We start from the raw sequence: 20,098 nt of genomic DNA on the forward strand, positions 1-20,098 counted from the left end.
TTCAAACCGCAGATGGGTAGAAATTGAATTCGTGAATTCTATTCATTCACCTGGCTTTGTACTAAGAGATTGTCTTTGATTTTAAAGAAGTTCTCGTTGACATGATTGGAGATATGGTTGATCTTAATTTGAAGGCTATCCAAATATTCATGCAAACCTATATTTATAATCTCGCTCACTTCAGCATATTCTAGCTTGGAACGTAATTCCCCCATGGCCTTTTCCGCACTATTTTGATAGCCACCAGACATGTTCCCTGAAATGGCTAAGAGGCAGTTTTCTGCTTCTTTCAAACAATAATAGATGGACCTAGGAAAATATTTATTTAACACCATGAATTCAACAACTCCTGCGGGATCGATATTTCCATAGATTCTTCTATAAGAATTAAATCCTGTAACAGATTTCAACAGGGCCATCCAATGTAAGAAATCCAAGGGAGTCCCCACTTCATCAGAAGAAGGTAGGAGAATATGATATTTTACATCCAGTATCCTGGAAGTTTGATCTGCTCTTTCCAAAAATTGACCTAATTGCCTAAAAAACCATCCTTCGGTTCTAGCAACTGTATTATCAGCTATTCCATAAATCAATAGGATCTGGTTTTTAATTTGTTCAAAAAAGCTGCGGGGATCTTCCTTTTTCCACAATTTTTTGACTGCTCCATTTTTAATCATGTAATAAAGCTCATTTACCTCCTCCCAGGTTTCTTTGCTTAAACTTTCCCTAATAATTCGGGCATTTTCCCGAGCACGATAAATCGAATTGATCATAGAATTGGGATTTTTCTCATCAAAGGATAAGAAAAAAAGCACCTGATCTCTGGAGAAAGTTTTATGGGATTCAAGGTAAAATTTTAAATCACCTGTGGCAGCAATTAAAGGTTGCCATTGTTCTTTAAGATCAAGAGGCAAGTCCTGCATTAAATTAAAATTGACATCAATAAATCGAGCATAGTTTTCTGCTCTTTCTAGGTACCTCCCTAGCCAATAAATGTGATTTGCTACTCTACTCAGCATAGTTTAATTAGTTATATAATACCCAAGTATCTTTACTTCCTCCCCCTTGTGAACTGTTTACCACAAGGGAACCTTTTTTCAGGGCAACTCGGGTCAATGCTCCAGGTATCACCTCGATATTTTCTCCATATAAAATATAGGGCCTTAAATCCACATGTCTTCCCACTACTCCTTCGTCTGTTAAGCTTGGAACTGTAGAAAGGGATAAGGTAGGTTGAGCAATGTAATTCGAAGGATTGTTTTTAATTAAGGTCTTAAAGTGCTCATGCTCTTCTTTCGTAGCTTTTGGACCTATCAACATTCCATAGCCTCCAGCGGCATTAGTCTCTTTGACCACTAATTCATGGATATTTTCCAGTACATAGTTACGATCATCTTCCTCTCTACATAAGTAAGTAGGCACGTTATTTAAAATAGGATCCTCATCCAAGTAATATTTTATAATCTTGGGTACATAGGCATATACCGCTTTATCATCTGCTACACCAGTACCCGGAGCATTTGCCAACCCAATATTTCCTGCCTTATAGGCTTCAAAAACTCCAGGAATACCCAGCATGGAATCTGGGTTGAAAACCGTGGGATCTAAAAATGTATCATCTATTCTTCGATAGATTACATCAATTTGTTGCAAACCTTTGGTGGTCTGCATATATACTTTTTTGTTTTCTACAATTAGGTCTACCCCACTTACGAGTTCAACCCCCATTTGGAGCGCTAAATACGAATGTTCGAAATAGGCCGAATTATAAATCCCAGGTGTCAGCACACCCACTACTGGTTTTTGTTTTCCGCTTATATTTTGCAACATTTTAAGAAGCTTGGCAGGATAATCGGAAACAGGCATCACTCCTTTATTATTGAACAATTCCGGGTAAACTCTTTTAATAATCTCTCTGCTTTCCAACATATAGGAAACTCCGGATGGGCAACGGAGATTATCTTCCAGAATATAAAACTCCCCACTTTTATCCCTAACCAAATCAGTACCGGTAATGTGACACCAGATTCCTTTTGGAGGGGTTAAGCCAATACAGGGCTTTAAATAATCTTTACTTTTTAAGATCAGCTCCGCAGGTACCACCCCATCTTTTAAAATCTTTTGATCATTGTAAATATCCTGAAGGAATAGATTTAATGCGTACACTCGCTGCTTTAACCCCGCCTCCAATTTTTTCCACTCTGAATTGGAGATAATTCTGGGAATGATATCGAGATGTAAGATTTTCTCCATCCCTTGATTGTCATGGTATACATTGAAGGTCATTCCCATGGCCAATTGAGTTTTATTGGCCGAAAATTGAAGATGCTTCATTTTTTTTGAAGATGCTTTATTCAAAAACTGGAAAAAGCCTTCGTAATGAGGCCTCACTTCACCTTCTGGAGTAAACATTTCGTCAAAATGCTCCCCTGCACTATATCCTTCTGTTTTCATTAAAAATCTATTTTTTAAAATATGAGGTCAAATAAGATAGCTTAAAATAGATAAAAGTCAAATTATCAAACCATGTACGAGTGAATTTTTATCAAAATTTAATTTCAACTATAAAATATTCAAAAAACAGGTCTATTTATTAATTCAATAATATATTGATAGATTCTACTTGATATCCTATTCAAAGAGAAGAATGCCAAATATGCCATCTACTCAAAATCCGATGAATGATATAATTTACAAAGTATTCTTAAGCCTTGCTATTAAATACACTTGATAAAAGCCTTATTTTACAATATGAATAATGAAAGTTTTAATTCAGTCAGTCCGAGTTTTACATCAAGGCTTACCTCCTGGAGTACTTGGAAGGATTTTATTTTTATTGCCATAGGTACCTGTATGGCCAGTATTGGGTTAAAAGGTTTTTTACTTCCCAATGGTTTTTTTGATGGAGGAGCCATGGGAGTTTCTCTGTTATTGGAAATCCTGACCCCTGTCAATCTTTCGGTCTTAATTGTTTTAGTCAATATTCCATTTATCCTTTTGGGAGCAAAACAGTTTTCCTGGCCATTCGCCATTAAGTCCAGTATTGCCATCTTTGGTTTAGCACTCCTTGTCCATTACATAGAGGTTCCAACCATTACCGCTGATAAATTATTGATAGCCGTATTTGGAGGATTCTTTCTAGGAAGTGGCATTGGATTTGCCATTCGAGGTGGTGCGGTAATAGACGGAACTGAGGTCTTGGCTATTTCAGTTAGTAGAAAATCAAGCTTAACCGTCGGAGACTTCATTACCGTATTCAATGTATTCCTATTTATCGTAGCAGCAGTTTTTGTCAATATAGAAACAGCCATGTATTCCATGTTGACTTATTTCTCTGCTTCGAAAACTGTAGACTTTCTAATCAACGGCGTGGAAGAATACTTAGGGGTAATGATTATGTCTCCCCAAACTGAAGAAATAAAATCGATGATTTCCCACGGATTGGGTAGAGGGGTTACGGCTTTAAAATCGGATGGTGGATATGGTGAAAAAGCCAATCTGTACCCCGAAAGAAAGGTTCTTTTCTGTGTCATCACCAGACTTGAGGTCACGAGATTGCTGAATGAAATTGAAAAAATAGATCCGAAGGCATTTGTGATTCAATACCCTATCAAAGACACCAAAGGGGGAATGATCAAAAAAAGGCCGATGCATTAAAAAGCCAAAAGCCAAAGAATTGGTTTCTTTGGCTTTTTAGAATCGTTTAAGTTTGAGTTGGGCTTCAACACTGTTCAGCCCGACCAAACTTTATTCTGCTATTCTGTGTACTTTTTAATTAGGATATAGTCGATCCACTTGCAGTTCCTTCATGTGGAGTAAGTAGCTTCAACTTACCATCTTTATCTTCAGCCATTAAAATCATGCCTTCCGAATCAATCCCCATCATTTTTCTTGGGGCTAAATTGATCAGCATCGTTACTTGCTTACCCACCAGAAACTCCGGTTCAAAATGCTCTGAAACCCCGCTTAACACGGTTCTTTCACCCAATCCAGTATCTACTTTCAACTTCAATAGCTTTTTGGACTTAGGCATTTTTTCTGCCGCTAAGATCGTTACTACCCGCATATCCAGTTTTGCAAAATCATCATAGGTAATGATTTCTTTCATTACTGGCACAGGAGCATTTGCTGCCTCATTTTCTTTTTTCGCGTCCATCAATTTTTGTACTTGTTTCTCCACTACTTCATCTTCAATTTTCTCAAATAACAGCCCCATTTCTCCTAAAGAGGTTCCTGCCTTCAATAATTCCGCATCTCCAGCTTTACTCCAGTCACATCCTTCCATTCCAAACAAGTTGACCAATTTTGAAGCGGTAAACGGTAAAAAAGGCTCGGATACAATAGCCAGATTCGCAGCGATATTCAAAGCGATATTCAGTATGGTAGCAGTTCTAGTTTCATCTGTTTTGATCGTTTTCCAAGGCTCTGTATCAGCTAGGTATTTATTTCCTAAACGAGCTAAGTCCATGACCAAAGCAAGAGCTTCTCTAAATCTATATCGCTCAATCGAGGAAGCAATCTTTTCCGGGAAGCCTGCTAGTTCAGCCAACACTTCCTGATCATAGCCAGTCAACTCTCCCCTAGCTGGAATAGCTCCATCGAAATACTTTTTAGTAAGCACTACGGCACGATTCACAAAGTTTCCATAAATCGCTACCAACTCAGAATTATTTCTTCCCTGAAAATCTTTCCAGGTAAAATCATTGTCTTTGGTTTCAGGTGCATTGGCAGTCAAGACGTACCTCAAGACATCCTGCTTACCTGGGAACTCTTGCAAATATTCATGAAGCCAAACCGCCCAATTTCTAGAAGTAGAAATCTTTTCCCCCTCCAAATTCAAAAACTCGTTTGCAGGCACATTATCAGGAAGTACATAGCCTCCATGCGTTTTTAAAATCGCCGGGAAAATGATGCAATGGAATACAATGTTATCCTTTCCGATAAAGTGAACCAACTTGGTATCCTCATCTTTCCAGTAGGGCTCCCAATCAATCCCTTTCTCTTTTGCCCATTCTTTGGTAGAAGAGATATAACCGATAGGTGCATCAAACCACACATATAATACTTTACCTTCCGCATCCTGCAACGGCACTTTGATCCCCCAATCCAAATCTCTAGTCATGGATCTTGCCTGTAGTCCATCCCCGGCTTCCAGCCACGAACGGCATTGGCCTAACACGTTATTTTTCCAATCCTCAGCATGCTCCTCCAAAATCCACTTTTTCAAAAAGTTTTGGTACCTAGCCAAATCCAAGAACCAATGTTTGGTTTCCTTTAATACTGGAGTTCTTCCACTTAGCTTGGATTTAGGATTGATAAGTTCAGTTGGACTTAAAGAACTCCCACATTTCTCACATTGATCTCCATAGGCATGCTCATTTCCGCACTTAGGACAAGTCCCCTCAATATATCGATCAGCCAGGAACTGCTTGGCTTCCTCATCATAATATTGCTCCGTACTTTGCTCTAAAAACTCCCCTTTTTCATATAAATCCTTGAAAAACCCTTGAGCTGTTTCGTGGTGAATAGGAGCAGAAGTCCGGGAATAGTGATCGAAGCTGATTCCAAATTCCTGGAAACTTCCCTTCATGATTTCATGGTAATGATCCACGATTTCCTGAGGAGTCTTTCCTTCTTTTTTGGCTTTGATGGTAATGGCAACTCCATGCTCATCGGAGCCGCAGATATAGGCCACGTCCTTCCCTAAGCTTCTTAAATAACGGACGTAGATATCGGATGGAATATAACATCCCGCCAAATGGCCAATATGCAAGGGGCCGTTGGCATAAGGAAGAGCTGAAGTGACAGTGTATCTTTTAAAGTTTTTATGGCTCATATTCTGAGAATAATTCGAATGCTAAATGGGTGAAATAGATTTCAATTCAATTATTTCTGGCCGCAAAGATAAGGAAAACGATTGAGGGAGAAGTCAGGCATTTGCAAATTCATTCCTTGCTTCCTCAGTTAATATCCCGTTATAGATTATCGAAATGGCTTGATCAAAGATTTCTGAGGCAGATAGTTTCATTTCCTTTTGCATGGAATCCGGAAACTGTCCGATAAATTTAGGGTCTAATAAGGACTGTACCGCCGATGCGTAGAGCATTACTACCAGATTGATATTGATACCTGGATTCACCAAACCTTGCTCCACTCCTTGCTTTATCAATTTCTGAAATCTCAAGTAGGCAGATTCATTGATATAAATCTTCATTTCTTCCCAGATTTCATGCGCATGCTCACGCACATCTTCAAACAATTCTGGATTGATGGGAGCTAAATGATTCGCTACTACTGTTAAAGTAGACTTTAATTTGAGTGGAAAAGAAATGTATTTGTTTTCCAAAATAGCCTCCACTTTGGAGCTCATCTTTAATTTCAAAACCTCGAAAGAAGCCTCCAATAATTCCAATTTCCCCGGATAATATTTATACAAAGTTTTTTTGCTTATCCCCAAGTTTGCCGATATCTCATCCATGGTGGTATGACGGTACCCTTTCTCGAGAAAAAGTTTGTATGCTGCATCTAGAATTTTACCTTCTTGGCTATTTTTTTTACTCATGATGACTCTTATCTGCTCAAAGATAGAAATTCAATCTTAGGAGAAAATATTATTAAGGAACCTATTGTTCCTAAGATTTCTAATTGGTCTTTGTACTGGCAAAACGTATTTTTAGGATTCCAATTTTCAGGCCCATTTATGAACTACCAAGAAGCAGCAGCAAAAATTGCTCGACTCACCCAAGAAATCAATCATCATAATAATCTGTATTATCAGGAAAGCAACCCTGAAATCTCTGATTATGAGTTTGATCAATTATTGGAAGAGCTGATTAAACTGGAAACCGAGTTCCCTGACCTGTTAGATCCTGATAGTCCGAGCCAGCGAGTGGGTGGTACAATTACAAAAGAATTCAAGACGGTAGAACATGAAACCCGCATGCTTTCCTTGGGGAATACCTATTCTGTTGAGGAGTTAATTGCCTTTGACGAACGCGTCATCAAAGGTCTGGGCCATTCTGATTTTGAGTACTTCTGTGAAATGAAATTTGATGGAGTGGCCATCAGCTTGGTTTATGAAAATGGACGCTTAGTTAGGGCAGTTACCAGAGGAGATGGTTATCGTGGAGATGATGTCACTACTAATGTACGGACGATTAGAAACATCCCTCTAGAGGTTAAAGGAGAGCATATTCCATCCAAATTTGAGGTGAGAGGAGAAATATTTTTACCCTTGAGGGAATTCCAAAAAATTAACGATGCTCGTGATGAGGCTGGGGAGGCTTTGTTGGCAAACCCTAGAAATGCAGCTTCCGGAACCTTGAAAATGCAGGATTCTTCCATCGTGGCAAAAAGAAGGCTAAACTGTTATTTTTATCAATTACTCGGGGATGATTTGAGTGTCAACACCCATTCAGAAGCTATTTCACTTATAGAAGAATGGGGATTCAATGTGTCTCAGACCTATAGAAAAGTAGCAAACATCCAGGAAGTTGTTGAATACATTAATGATTGGAAAGAACAGCGATTTTCGCTACCCGTAGAGACCGATGGGGTGGTTTTGAAAGTCAATAATTATGATCAGCGAGAGGAATTGGGCTTTACAGCTAAAAACCCTCGTTGGGCAATTGCCTATAAATACAAAGCAGAGAGTGCAGAATCAGAGCTTCTATCTATCACCTACCAGGTAGGAAGAACTGGAGCCATCACTCCTGTAGCCAACCTATCTCCAGTAAGCTTGGCTGGAACAACCGTGAAACGGGCTTCCTTACATAATGCCAATGAAATTGAACGTCTGGATTTACACGATGGAGATTTTGTATACGTAGAAAAGGGTGGAGAAATCATTCCCAAGATTACTGCAGTAAACTTTGATCGCAGAAAATTAGATTCTAAACCCATCTCTTATATCACGCATTGCCCCGAATGCGGAACAGCCTTGGAGAGAAAAGAAGGAGAAGCAAAACATTATTGTCCAAATGCAGAAACCTGTCCTCCTCAAGTTCTAGGAAGAATAGAGCATTTTGTACATAAACGTGCCATGGATATTGATTCTATGGGAACTGAAAGAATCCGTGCTTTGATCGATCAGGGTTTCATCTCCAATCCTGCAGATATTTATGAGTTGGAGTACAAAAAACAGGAACTTTTAGGACTTGAAATGTCCCATGATCAATACGAAACAGAAGGAGATGGTTTATTGTATATCACGGTAGAAAAAGCACTTTTTGCTTTGACAGAGCAAATCTCTTTCAAACAGATTCATGACTTTTTATTGGAAAAAGCAGAGCTGCCACTACTGGAAACCTTGAGGTCATTTCAGGAACAAATTAGGCTTTGGAAAAAGAAAGTTCCAGCCAACGTGGGAATGGTGGAGTACCTGATCAACCATTTGAAAGACCGAAACTTACCTAAGCTGGAAGATTATGTGCCGGTAGCAGTGGTGCTAGAGATTTTACTGGGAAGAAGAGTGGATTTTGAAACTATTTTATCTATTTCTAAATCGGAAGGGACCGTCCATGGGATTTTACTGAAACTGAATTTAGACCTCTCCTCCGAAGTCCATGATCGAATTAAAAAATTGAAAGCAAATACTTTTCAGGACGGAGTGATTTCGAATATGATGGAGGGAATTTCTGCTTCGAAAAACCAACCATTTGAAAAGGTATTGTTTGCGTTGGGAATTCGAAATATTGGAGAGAATACTGCTCAATTATTGGCAAGACATTTTGGGTCCATAGAAAAATTAGAAGCTGCCACTACGGAGCAACTTTTAGAGATCAATGGTGTAGGAGAAACATTGGTACATAGCATCCATGATTTCTTTACACAGCCCAAAAACCAAGAGATCATTACCCGATTAAAAGCCTTTGGGTTAAAATTTGAAATTGAGCATCATGAAGACCGCCAACTAGGAGATGCTTTAGCGGGTAAGCGGATTTTGGCCAGCGGGAAACTTGTCCATTTCAAAAGAGATGAAATCAAAGATGCCGTCATTGCTCATGGAGGCCAATACATTTCATCCGTATCCAAAAATCTGGACTTTATCATAGAGGGTGCAGATATGGGACCGAGTAAGAAGGAAAAAGCTGAAAAACTGGGTATTCCAATGATTTCAGAGGAAGAATTCCTTAAAATGATACAAGAATAATCCAAATATCAATTTTCTTAAGATCAATTCAAGTAAGCCCATTATCTTTAGGCTTCAAACCTATTTATTACAAATGAATCAATTTAAAGGAACAGGAGTAGCGTTAGTCACACCATTTCATGATGATTGCTCTATTGACTTTACAGGATTAAAAAAGCTAATAGACCATGTGATCGATGGCGGAGTTGATTATTTAGTCGTTTTAGGAACGACAGGTGAATCCGCTACTTTGTTGCCTGCTGAGAAGAAACAAGTGCTTGCTGCTTGTTTGGAATACAATGCAGGAAGAGTTCCTGTGGTGTATGGCGTTGGAGGAAACAACACTCAATTCGTATTGAATGAGATCATCAACACCGATTTCACTGGAATCTCTGCCATTCTTTCAGTCAGCCCTTTTTATAATAAGCCAAGTCAAAGAGGAATTATTGCCCATTACAATGCAATTGCGGATAACTGCCCCGTGCCAGTGATCCTATATAACGTTCCTGGAAGGACCATGTCAAATATGACGGCTGAAACCACTTTAAGATTAGCGGACCATCCCAATATCATTGGAATGAAAGAAGCAAGTGGAAACTTGGAACAGTGCATGCAAATCGCAGCCTCCATGCCCAAAGACTTTCTATTGATCTCCGGAGATGACTTAATGACTAGAGCCATGTTTAGTATCGGTGGTTCCGGAATCATTTCTGTTTTGGCAAATGCACTTCCTTCCACTTTTAAAGCGATTTGCCATGGTTCAGAAAAAGAAAGTTTAAAAGCTTCTTTTTCCCTTTTGGATTTCAATTCCTTGATGTACCAGGAAGGGAATCCCGTTGGAATTAAAAACCTGTTGATGCATATGGGAATCTGTGGCGATCAGCTAAGACTTCCCATGTTGAGAGCAAGCCTTGAATTGAATCAGCAGATCAAAACGGTATACCAAAAATCCAAATAATCTGAATGCATAATGCACGATCCATCTCAGAATTAAACCAGCTGATCCAACAGGTAATCGATACTGAACTGGATCCGGTTTATTGGGTGGTAGGTGAAATTTCAGATTTTAGACTTTCTCCGCAAGGTCACGCTTATTTTGAAATCGTTGAGAAATCCGGGAATAAAATCCAAGCTAAACTACGAGCCAACCTATGGGCTTTCACCTATAGAAACATCGCTGCTAAATTCGAATCGGTTACTGGCTCCAGTTTGAAAAATGGAATGAATATCCTGGCTCAAGTGGCCATTAATTTTCACCCACTTTATGGACTAAGCATCAATGTAAAGGATATTGACCCTTCGTTCTCTTTAGGAGAAAGAGCAAGGTTGAGACAGGAAACGATTGACCGACTTACCAAGGAAGGGATGATAAGCCTGAATAGCCAACTTGAAATGCCTCCGGTTATTCAAAAAATCGGTATTATCAGTAGCGCTACTGCAGCAGGGTTTGGAGACTTCATCAATCAACTTAATTCTAATCCTGGAGGCTACCATATTTATTACAAATTATTCCCTTCTTTGATGCAAGGGAATGAAGCATCCGCCAACTTGATTCGGGCCATTGAGCTTGCCGAAGAATCCAAAGAAAGCTTAGGATTGGAGGCAATAGTGATTATTAGAGGGGGTGGAGCCCAGTTAGACCTTGACTGCTTTGATGATTATCAGTTGGCTCTCAAAATTGCTCAATGCAGTTTACCGGTATTCACCGGAATTGGTCATGAACGGGATGAAACCATTGCTGATCTAGTGGCACACACCAAATTAAAAACTCCCACTGCGGTGGCGGAGTTTTTACTTTCAGGTTTTCGGGAATTTGACGAAATGCTTTCCTTGCAAATTCGAAGATTGGATCGGAGTACCAGATTGCAGCTACAAGAACAATTCACGGTTTTGCAAGGTTTGAGTCATCGAATCAATTCCAATTGTATGAATAGGTTGAGTAGAGAAACCGACCGGTTAAATGCTAATCTCAACCAAATTAAAAGCGCTTCCAAAAGTTTACTTCAATTGGAAAATGTAAAACTCTCATCCTTGGAAAAAACGATAACGCAAGAGATTGAACACACCTTGGTTCAGGAATCAAATCGTATTGAGAGACTTTCAAAAACTCTTTCACAATTGGATCCAAAATCAATTTTGGAGCGTGGCTATACAAAAACAGAGGTAAATTCAGTTCCTGTTCAATTAGTAGATATAAAAGAAGGGGATCAGATGATCACCCACACATTGACAAAAACAATTAGTAGTATAATTACCCAAATTGAGGAGTAATGGAAGATATAAATTATACCGAAGCAATGAGCCGTCTAGAACAGATCTTGGTTCAATTAGAAGAAGGAAAAAAAAGCATTGATGAATTATCTGATTTGGTGAAAGAGGCTTCAGAATTGGTAAAAGCATGCCGATTTAAGCTAAAATCTACTGAAGAAGAAATTCAAAAAGCCTTCGAAAACGAGTGATTCATATTGCTCTTTGAACAATAGCTCTACCATAATCCTATTAAGGATATGAAATGTTTTAAAGGATTGGCATATTTGTTGACGAATTTGCAAACAATCCTGAAACTTTCATTTATGCATCGGGAATTCCATCATGCAAAAACTACTTTCCATACCGTTTTTTATATTTTTTCTGATATTCTTCCAGGCAGTGGAGGCTCAAAATTTCTATAAGGAAAAAATTTCCAGAGATAATATTTTAAGCATTGGTGTGGGGCCCTCTTTTGCCTACCTGGATAATGGTGGTGCATACAGAACTTTTAATTTTGAAATCAAACCTTCTTTTTCCGCTTCCATTGCAAAAAGGCTAAGTCCAATGTTTGACCTAAGAGCTACAACAGGAATTCAATGGATATCCAGTGGTGGCAATCCAAGTACAAAAGTTCGGGACTTTTGGTATGAAAACAATTCTGCATTTACCGCTAAAGGAAGTGCTATTTATTTTGATATGATGCCTAGCATAAACCTTATTCCTTTTTCGAATCACATGAACCGAAGCTTTGCAAATCTTTACGGTGGATTTGGATTAGGAGTGATGTACACTAGTACCAAACAAACCAAGTCATTTAACGAAGATGAGATCCCGGAAAAATTCAATAAAACTACAGCTTACATCCCTGTGCGAGCTGGCCTAAGCTTCCAGCTAGGGGCATATTCCGATATTGCAGCTGAAGGTACCATGCTACTCACCTTTGTAGATGATATAGACGGAAATGTTGGATTTAATAAATTTGGAGACCATTTATTTCAGTTACAAATCGTATATAGAAGATACCTTTACCCGAGGTTTGAAAAATAAAAAAAGGAGCGAATTTGCTCCTTTTTTTATTGATTTATCTTTCCAAGTGGTTGTAAAAATTTACGCGGAATACTTACTAGCATATTTTGGTAGATACTAGGTATTCTAATCAAGAAATAATCCTTATTTCCTTTTTCTATGACTTCTCCTGTCATATTTTGAAGAGCTCCACCAATCACCTCTACTTTTTCTCCGGGCTCTATGACTGTTCCATCGGATTCCACTGCCACCCCTGTGGAAATAATTCTTTCAATGATATCTAACTCCTCATCTCTGATCGTTGCATGCTGTCCAGAGAAATGAACGAATTTTACTGCTCCCGGAACCTGCAGACATTCCCACAATTGATTCCTATTCGTTTTCACAAACACATACCCGTTAAACAAAGGTCTTTTTACCTTCTTCTTCCTATCTGACCACTGCCTAACTTCCTCTATGATTGGCAAATAAACCTCTTTGCCATTTTCTCTTAATCTTTCAGCCACTTTCTTTTCGGAACGTGATGCTGTATACATCACATACCACTTCAGCTCATTCATTTTAGTAATCTATTTGGGTATTCAAAATTAACATTTTTTAGCAGCAAAGGCCGAACCAAGCTGGACTTAAAATGAAAAAAACCCCCGGGATAGAACCCCGGAGGTTTTATAAAAAAAACCACCAACCTTAAAACAATCATGCTTTAATCTTCTTTAACCGCACATTTAACTTGTCGGCCAAGAGATACATGACTGGTACAATTACTAACGTGAGGAAGGTCGCAAAGGTTAACCCAAAAATCACTGTCCAGGCCATTGGACCCCAAAAAGCTGCGTTATCTCCTCCCACATAAAATTGCGGATTAAAGTCACTTAATAATGTCCCAAAATTTATATTCATACCGATGGCTAAAGGGATCAAACCGAGCACGGTTGTAATCGCTGTAAGCAATACCGGTCTTAATCTGGTTTTTCCTGATTCCACAATACTTGCAATCATTAAGTTAAATGGTAAATGATCTTTTGGCCCCATCCCCAACTCTTCTCTTTTTCTTTCTCTTACCAAGTTGGTATAGTCAATCAATACAATGGCATTGTTTACCACAACCCCAGCCAAGGATATAATTCCAATCCCCGTCATGATCACCACAAAGTCCATATTAAAGATCACCAGTCCTAAGAATACACCGATCGTACTCAACACTACCGAAGCCATGATTATAAATGGTGTGGTCACAGAATTAAACTGTGCAACGATGATCAGGAAGATCAATGAAACCGCAATACCCAATGCGCCAATTAAGAATTGCATAGATTTTTGCTGCTCTTCTTGTTCGCCTGTATACTTAACAGAAATCCCATCCGGCACGTCATAATTTCTAAGTGCAGCTTGAATTTGAGCGTTCACTTCAGTCGGGTTATATCCATCCAATACATTGGAGTAAACCGTAATCGCTTTATCCAAATCCTTCCGTTTTACAGAACCATAAGTAGAACCATATTTAATCTCTGCGACTGCAGAAATAGGCACCTCGCGTTTCGTTCCGAACTTATCTCTAAAACCGATCTTTTTATTGATCAAAGTATTGATATCATATCGGAAGTCCTCTTCCAGCCTTAATTGAATCGGATAGTCATCCTCCCCTTCTTTAAATTTCGATACTTCCAGTCCAAAGAGCGCAGTTCTCAAATCGTTGGCAATTTCTGAAGTAGACAAACCAAACCTTCTAGCTTTCTCTCTGTCGATATTCAAGATTACTTCAGGATTCCCTAAGGAAAGATCAGACTTAAGTTCCTCAATTCCTGCTATGTTCAGATTGGTCAGGTATTCCCTGGTTTTATTTACGTATGCGATCAACTGGTCATAATCTTCCCCAACAAACTCAAGGTTGACGGCTTTTCCAGTTGGAGGGCCATTTCGCTGTTTATCTACAGTGATTAAGACTCCGGGATATTTTTCAACAAGTTGACGAATCACTTCCATCGCTTCATTGGTATTGATCCCTTGTCTATCAATGTAATCAACAAAGCCGATGGTGATTTTTGCCTTATGAGGAGTAGGTTGGTTACTTGGTCCCTCTAATGGATCTCCGGTTCCCTCTCCTACTTGACTAATTACAGACTCCAAAATTTCTTTATAATCATCCAAAGCTACCATCAACTCATCCTCCATCCCATCTACAAATTCATTGGTTGCTTCAATATCGGTACCGATAGGGAATTCAATGAATACATTGATTAATTGGGGCTGATTATCTGGGAAAAACAAAATTTTTGGAGCTCTTACACCTAATAAAACCAATGAAAAGAACAATAAGAGTACTGTGCCTCCGAAAAACATGTATGGCTTTTTACCATTTAATGCATATTCCAAAGTGGACTCATAAATATTCTCCAGCTTTACCAATAACACAGTCTGGAACCAACGAATCGCTTTCCTTAAAATAAAGACGTTGAATAAGGTCAGCACACAGGCCACTAGTAGAAGCGTTCCAAATGCAGTGATTCCAACCAAATAAAATATGGTAGACAGAATGAGAAATATTCCAGCAACTACAATTGATTTCTGTTTGGGTTTATCCTTGCTTACATCTTCCACTTTCATATACAAGGCTGTCAATACAGGATTGATCACCAAGGCTACAAACAAGGATGAGGAAAGTACAATGATCAAAGTAATCGGTAAGAATTTCATAAACTCTCCTACCAAATCATCCCAGAATGCTAAAGGAAGAAATGCCGCTAACGTGGTTGCTGTAGAGGTAATGATTGGCCAAGCTACTTCTCCTACCCCTTCTTTTGCGGCCTGAACTGCCGACTTTCCTTCTGACATCAGACGATAAATATTTTCAACCACCACAATTCCGTTATCCACCAACATCCCTAATGCCAGAATCAAAGAGAATAATACCATCAGGTTAAGAGTAATCCCAAAGGCATTCAACACCAAGAAGGAAATAAACATGGAAAGAGGAATGGCAATTCCCACAAACAATGCATTTCTGAAACCCAGGAAGAACATCAATACCAATACCACCAAGATCACTCCGAAAATAATGGAATTCTCCAAGTCGCTTACTTGAAGTCTGGTCTGCTTTGATTGATCATTGGTTATAGTAATCTCCAAATCTGGAGGAAATCTATTTGCTTTTGTTCGTTCTATAATCTCTTTGATTTTATCAGCCGCATACAATAAGTTTTCCCCACTTCTTTTGGTCACGTTGATGGTAACTACCGGAAGGTTTTTACTACGTGCATAACTGGTTCTTTCCTTATAGGTATCTTTTACTTCTGCTACATCCCGTAGGTAAACAATTTTTTGGTTATCCGTTTTGACGATGATATTCTGGAGATCCATTGGATCACTGAATTCTCCATCTATTCTAAGTGTGCGCTGATAATCCCCAGACCGGATATTACCTCCTGATATGGTAACATTTTCTGTTTGTACCGCTTGTGCAATGTCATTAAAGCTCACACCAACAGATTCCATTTTATAGGGATCTGCATTGATTTGGATTTCACGTTCCACTGTTCCTGCCAGATCTGCCTTGGATATTTCCGGAAGCTTTTCAATCTCATCTTCCAAATATTCCCCAAACTTTTTCAGTTCTGCTTCGGAATAATTTCCCGAAATATTCACATTCATAATCGGGAAATCAGAAGTATTAATTTCCAATACATTAGGATCCTGATCTAGATCAGTGGGGAGTTCACTCTTTGACTTATCGACTGCATCCTTTACATCCTGGATGGCTTTTGAAATTTCTACTCCTGGATTAAACTCGATAACAATGGAAGAAAAGTCCTGTACAGAGGTAGAATTAATATCTTTGATATCGTTTAGAGATTTCAATTCCTTTTCGATAGGACGAGTAATCAAATTCTCCATATCGACTGGGGAATTACCTGGATAGGGAGTCCCTACATAAACCGTAGGAATCACGATTTCCGGGAAACTTTCCTTGGGCATATTTCTGTAAGCACTGAGTCCTAACACCGAGATAATTAAGGTAAGGATAACCACCGAAGTGGAATTGTCCACTGACAAGCTAGACAGTCCAAACTCTCTCGTTTTTTGTGGTTTCTGTTGTTCTGCCATAATTACTGCTGTGCTATGTTCACATTGAAATTATCTCCTACTTCACGAAATCCTTTATCCACTAAAACTTCTGAACCAGTAAGTCCAGTAAGGATCTCCGTTTCCTTATCAAATGTCTTTCCTCGCTCTACATACTTCTTAATAGCTTTGCCATTTTCCACGGTAAAGACATAGTCCCCTCTGTTGTCACTTAAGATCAAATAGCTTGGTACAATTACTGCATCTGCACTTTGGTAATCCAAGATTTTTAGCACGGAAATCATATTCGGTTTTACCAATTCCAGATTTGGAAGGAAAACCTCCACCTTAAATGTTCTATTATTTGGGTTGATAATCGCTCCTACAGAAGAGACTTTTGTTTGAAGCTCTTTATTGATAGAAGGAAAACTCACCTCTACAGAATCACCTTTCGAAAGCACGCCAACGTAACTTTCTGAAATATCTGCTTCAATAAAAAGATCACTTTCACCTACAAATTGAAACATCCCTATTCCTGGCTGAACCAATTCTCCCAATCTCACTTGAACTTCTTCTATTGTCCCAGCAAATGGTGCTCTAATAATGGCCTTATCAAGATTGGTTCGGGCAGATGCCAAATTTCTTTCCAATCCTTCTTTTCTATTTTTTGCTTCTAGGTATTGAACTTCTGTTCCAATTTGCTGATTCCATAATCGCTCCTGTTTTTCAAAAAGTGTAGTCGCCAATTCCAGCGAGTTTTCTAACTCATCTATACTTCTCTCAATAGATTCCGCATCGATTTTGGCTAACACTGTTCCTTTGGCAACACGCATACCTTCCAATACTGGGATTTCCAATATTCTACCTGACGTTTCGGAACTGATTACCACGTTCTTTTTAGATAGCACAGATCCTGTTACTTCAACATAATGTTCAAATTCTCCTTTTTTAGCATTGGTGGTAGTAATTAGGATGGACTTTTGGTTCTGATTTGCAAATTCAGGATCCAATCTCATCAATTCCTCCTCTAGTAAAGCAATGGAGGTATTAAGCTCATTGGATTGATTTTTCAACTCTTCCAATTCAGCTTTTTTTACAGCCAACTCATCTTTTGGTTCGCAAGAAAAAACCAAGAAAGTCAAGCCAATCAGTGGTAAAAATTTATGTGATAATTTCATTGTGTATAAATAATATCGTTGTTACTAGTTTTTTTTGTGATAGTGGACCTACCACTTAATAATCCAATCCGTTTTTCAGAACTCCTAAAGCTTTTTCTAAATCTACTTTAGAAACCAACCCATCATAAAGAGCTCCTAAATAATTGATTTCAGATTCTATCAAGGCGGCATCCGCTTCCACTACTTCCAAATTGGAGCCTACTCCTTCATTGTATTTGATTTTAGATATGTCGTAGACCTCTTTGGCGAGTTCCATACTTTCTCTTTGTACCGCTAACACTTCCAAATCATTAGCTAAATTTTGCTTAGCCTGATACACTTCTAAAGCAATGTTTTGATTCAAATAAAACTTTTGATTTTCAAGCTGTTGCATTTGAATTCTATTTCTTTGAATCCGTGCACTTTTAGATAAACCGTCAAAAATCGGAATGTTCATGGTCACTCCCACCATGGAAGAACTAAACCAGTTAATGCTATTAAACACCCTGCTAAATGTATCCCCTGCTCCCGACCTATTGAAGTTTGCATTCAAATCGATGGTAGGCATGTACTGCGAAGTGTTATACTTTAAATCCAACTGAGTCAATTCCAAATTGGTATTGATCTGATCCATCTCTACCCTATGCCCTACCTCCATGGCTAATAAAGCAGCTAAATCTTCTTCTGGATTTAATTCCGCTAGAGTTTCGGTAATCACTATATCATAGTTCCTAGGTAATCCAAGTTGAATCTTTAATAACTGTTTGGAAATATCATAGGCTGTAAGGCTTTGCTTCAACTGAGAAAATGTATTGTTTCTTTGAACCTGAATTCTGGAAACTTCTATCTTTTCCGTAAAACCTGCCTCATTCAATGCTTTGGTTTCCTCCAAAAGAGAATCTATGCGGCTTAAATTGGATTGAGAAAGTTTGATTCGCTCTGCATTGACCAACACTCCGAAGTACGCTTTCTTCACATTTTCAATTACATCATTCTCTACTTTGACCTTGTCGAATTCGGTTAAAGCTTTGTATGTCTTGGCGGCACGTAAACCCACGAAGAATGATCCATCAAAAATCATTTGAGAGAAGGTGACCCCCGCACTTCCAGAATAGCTAACCCCAAACCTTGCGGGGATTACATCAGATGGATTATTGGGGTCTCCAAAAGGAGGCTCATTTGGCAAAAACACCACCTGCACTAAAGGATTATAATTTATCCCAACTGAACCATTGATTTGCGGTAATCCAGCAGCGGTTTCCTCCTTAATGGTAGTCTGTGAAACCATGACTTCCAGTTTGGCATTTTTTGAATCTGGATTATTCTCCAATGCATACTCCAAAGTCTCCTTTAGATTAAGCTGAAGAACTTCCAAAGGAGGAGTCTCCTGTGCTAAAACTCCTGAACCAATTAGGCTTAATAAGCTCAGGATTAGTAATTTAATCTTCTTCTTAAACATGATGTTATTCTAAATAAAAGTCGGTTTGTAGTTCAAATTTTCTATTGTATTTCTGGCTTACTAATGATTTAATTCCACTCCCTCAAGGTAGGCCTGCCTTCCTTTCTCAGTAAAAATTCCATGAAGAAAATGGTCCATTAATTCCATCTGTATATCCACCATTTTCACATCTTCTCCGCGATAATTTGAGGGATCAAAAGCTGCATTGATTTGATTTACCCGCATCCTGGCTAAGATCCTCGTATTGATTTCGTTTCGAAAATACCCCAACTTTTTACCTCTTTCTAACACCTTGACGATGTCTGTCACAATAACATTGTCCCTAAAGCATTCGAACATTTTCCATGCCTCTGGAAAATACCGTTGAACTTCTAGGACTGCCATTGGATTTAAGTTGGCAATTCGTTCCCGAATCATTCTGGAGGTATAAACTAAATGTTCTATCACTCCATCTTCATTTCTCATAATAGCATCCAGCTTTTCCTGATCCTCTTTTAACAGCATGCCAAAAGCTTCCTTTACCAACTCCTTTTTATCCTTAAATTCTTGATAAATGGTCTTTTTGGAAACCCCGGATAATCGTGCGATATCTTCCATCGTGATGGTCCTTACTCCATAACGACTAAACTGTTCTACAGCTACCTCTAAAATCTTCTTCCTCATTGAATTTCACTCTATGGTATAACGGACAGCAAAACTACGGAAACTTTTTACCTTCCAAAAGTTTCCGTAGTATCAAAAGCGAAAAATCTTCCGAGTTAACATAAAAATAACATTGAAAACCGTGCATTTTTGAACACAAAGGCCGTTCTCCAATTTTTTTTCAGGCTTAAGTAGACAAAGCCAACCCTGAAGTATTTGTTTTCACTCCTAGTTCGTTTTGGCTAAACGTCATCTAGAATTCCATAGTTCAACTATTTTCAAACTATACTGAACCAAGTGAATATTTCCTGGCTCATCAAATAACCCACTACTAAATATTTCAATCTAAAGTCCAATTTCTTACCTTTGCAGCTT

The 20,098-nt window shown here is 38.7% G+C and carries 15 protein-coding genes; 6 read left to right on the forward strand and 9 right to left on the reverse strand.

Annotated features, from left to right (window positions below):
* Positions 1–38: 38 nt before the first annotated feature.
* The gene (locus JYB62_RS08550; protein ID WP_205644977.1) at positions 39–1,019 is read right to left on the reverse strand and encodes an alpha-E domain-containing protein; all 981 of its coding nucleotides are present in this window, start codon (positions 1,017–1,019) and stop codon (positions 39–41) included.
* A 7-nt stretch (positions 1,020–1,026) separates the two neighbouring features.
* Positions 1,027–2,454: a circularly permuted type 2 ATP-grasp protein gene (locus JYB62_RS08555; protein ID WP_205644978.1), complete on the reverse strand. Its 1,428-nt coding sequence runs from the start codon at positions 2,452–2,454 to the stop codon at positions 1,027–1,029.
* 297 nt (positions 2,455–2,751) lie between these two features.
* Here JYB62_RS08555 and JYB62_RS08560 point away from each other — a divergent pair, with 297 nt between their 5' ends.
* Positions 2,752–3,657 (forward strand): YitT family protein, encoded by a 906-nt coding sequence (locus tag JYB62_RS08560; RefSeq protein ID WP_205644979.1) that lies wholly within the window; start codon positions 2,752–2,754, stop codon positions 3,655–3,657.
* Positions 3,658–3,775: 118 nt separating this feature from the next.
* On the opposite strand, the gene metG is transcribed toward JYB62_RS08560, so the two are convergent.
* Together metG and JYB62_RS08570 are read right to left on the reverse strand one after the other, a co-directional pair.
* Positions 3,776–5,836, reverse strand: coding sequence for a methionine--tRNA ligase (metG, locus tag JYB62_RS08565; RefSeq protein ID WP_205644980.1), 2,061 nt, complete (start codon positions 5,834–5,836; stop codon positions 3,776–3,778).
* A gap of 93 nt (positions 5,837–5,929) precedes the next feature.
* Positions 5,930–6,562, reverse strand: coding sequence for a TetR/AcrR family transcriptional regulator (locus tag JYB62_RS08570; protein ID WP_205644981.1), 633 nt, complete (start codon positions 6,560–6,562; stop codon positions 5,930–5,932).
* A gap of 138 nt (positions 6,563–6,700) precedes the next feature.
* Here JYB62_RS08570 and ligA point away from each other — a divergent pair, with 138 nt between their 5' ends.
* The 5 genes from ligA (at position 6,701) to JYB62_RS08595 (ending at position 12,427) form a co-directional block, all read left to right on the forward strand.
* A complete protein-coding gene (gene ligA / locus JYB62_RS08575; protein ID WP_205644982.1) occupies positions 6,701–9,151 on the forward strand; it encodes an NAD-dependent DNA ligase LigA in 2,451 nt (816 codons plus the stop codon).
* A 73-nt stretch (positions 9,152–9,224) separates the two neighbouring features.
* Complete coding sequence (gene dapA, locus JYB62_RS08580; protein WP_205644983.1) at positions 9,225–10,088, forward strand: 4-hydroxy-tetrahydrodipicolinate synthase; 864 nt, start codon at positions 9,225–9,227, stop codon at positions 10,086–10,088.
* A gap of 5 nt (positions 10,089–10,093) precedes the next feature.
* Positions 10,094–11,401 carry an exodeoxyribonuclease VII large subunit gene (xseA, locus tag JYB62_RS08585; protein WP_205644984.1) on the forward strand — a complete coding sequence of 436 codons (1,308 nt, stop codon included), beginning with the start codon at positions 10,094–10,096 and terminating at the stop codon, positions 11,399–11,401.
* Positions 11,401–11,589 carry an exodeoxyribonuclease VII small subunit gene (gene xseB / locus JYB62_RS08590; protein ID WP_205644985.1) on the forward strand — a complete coding sequence of 63 codons (189 nt, stop codon included), beginning with the start codon at positions 11,401–11,403 and terminating at the stop codon, positions 11,587–11,589. Before xseA ends, xseB begins: the two co-directional genes overlap by 1 nt.
* A gap of 133 nt (positions 11,590–11,722) precedes the next feature.
* Positions 11,723–12,427: a hypothetical protein gene (locus tag JYB62_RS08595; protein ID WP_205644986.1), complete on the forward strand. Its 705-nt coding sequence runs from the start codon at positions 11,723–11,725 to the stop codon at positions 12,425–12,427.
* A gap of 26 nt (positions 12,428–12,453) precedes the next feature.
* Here JYB62_RS08595 and JYB62_RS08600 read toward each other — a convergent pair whose 3' ends face one another.
* From JYB62_RS08600 to JYB62_RS08620, 5 genes are all read right to left on the reverse strand, one after another.
* Complete coding sequence (locus tag JYB62_RS08600) at positions 12,454–12,966, reverse strand: UpxY family transcription antiterminator (protein WP_205644987.1); 513 nt, start codon at positions 12,964–12,966, stop codon at positions 12,454–12,456.
* A 136-nt stretch (positions 12,967–13,102) separates the two neighbouring features.
* Positions 13,103–16,507 (reverse strand): efflux RND transporter permease subunit, encoded by a 3,405-nt coding sequence (locus JYB62_RS08605; protein WP_205644988.1) that lies wholly within the window; start codon positions 16,505–16,507, stop codon positions 13,103–13,105.
* 2 nt (positions 16,508–16,509) lie between these two features.
* A complete protein-coding gene (locus JYB62_RS08610; RefSeq protein WP_205644989.1) occupies positions 16,510–17,643 on the reverse strand; it encodes an efflux RND transporter periplasmic adaptor subunit in 1,134 nt (377 codons plus the stop codon).
* A 55-nt stretch (positions 17,644–17,698) separates the two neighbouring features.
* Entirely contained in the window at positions 17,699–19,081 is a 1,383-nt protein-coding gene (locus tag JYB62_RS08615; protein WP_205644990.1) for a TolC family protein, read from the reverse strand.
* Positions 19,082–19,141: 60 nt separating this feature from the next.
* On the reverse strand, positions 19,142–19,744 hold the full coding sequence (locus tag JYB62_RS08620) for a TetR/AcrR family transcriptional regulator (protein ID WP_205644991.1): 603 nt from the start codon (positions 19,742–19,744) through the stop codon (positions 19,142–19,144).
* Between the last annotated feature and the right edge of the window lie 354 nt (positions 19,745–20,098).

It is taken from the genome of Algoriphagus lutimaris (assembly GCF_017051705.1).
Lineage (GTDB): Bacteria > Bacteroidota > Bacteroidia > Cytophagales > Cyclobacteriaceae > Algoriphagus > Algoriphagus lutimaris.

Coding starts and splice junctions, on each gene's coding strand:
- JYB62_RS08550 (WP_205644977.1), bottom strand. CDS start 1,019: ATGCTGAGTAGAGTAGCAAATCACATTTATTGGCTAGGGAGGTACCTA.
- JYB62_RS08555 (WP_205644978.1), bottom strand. CDS start 2,454: ATGAAAACAGAAGGATATAGTGCAGGGGAGCATTTTGACGAAATGTTT.
- JYB62_RS08560 (WP_205644979.1), top strand. CDS start 2,752: ATGAATAATGAAAGTTTTAATTCAGTCAGTCCGAGTTTTACATCAAGG.
- metG (WP_205644980.1), bottom strand. CDS start 5,836: ATGAGCCATAAAAACTTTAAAAGATACACTGTCACTTCAGCTCTTCCT.
- JYB62_RS08570 (WP_205644981.1), bottom strand. CDS start 6,562: ATGAGTAAAAAAAATAGCCAAGAAGGTAAAATTCTAGATGCAGCATAC.
- ligA (WP_205644982.1), top strand. CDS start 6,701: ATGAACTACCAAGAAGCAGCAGCAAAAATTGCTCGACTCACCCAAGAA.
- dapA (WP_205644983.1), top strand. CDS start 9,225: ATGAATCAATTTAAAGGAACAGGAGTAGCGTTAGTCACACCATTTCAT.
- xseA (WP_205644984.1), top strand. CDS start 10,094: ATGCATAATGCACGATCCATCTCAGAATTAAACCAGCTGATCCAACAG.
- xseB (WP_205644985.1), top strand. CDS start 11,401: ATGGAAGATATAAATTATACCGAAGCAATGAGCCGTCTAGAACAGATC.
- JYB62_RS08595 (WP_205644986.1), top strand. CDS start 11,723: ATGCAAAAACTACTTTCCATACCGTTTTTTATATTTTTTCTGATATTC.
- JYB62_RS08600 (WP_205644987.1), bottom strand. CDS start 12,966: ATGAATGAGCTGAAGTGGTATGTGATGTATACAGCATCACGTTCCGAA.
- JYB62_RS08605 (WP_205644988.1), bottom strand. CDS start 16,507: ATGGCAGAACAACAGAAACCACAAAAAACGAGAGAGTTTGGACTGTCT.
- JYB62_RS08610 (WP_205644989.1), bottom strand. CDS start 17,643: ATGAAATTATCACATAAATTTTTACCACTGATTGGCTTGACTTTCTTG.
- JYB62_RS08615 (WP_205644990.1), bottom strand. CDS start 19,081: ATGTTTAAGAAGAAGATTAAATTACTAATCCTGAGCTTATTAAGCCTA.
- JYB62_RS08620 (WP_205644991.1), bottom strand. CDS start 19,744: ATGAGGAAGAAGATTTTAGAGGTAGCTGTAGAACAGTTTAGTCGTTAT.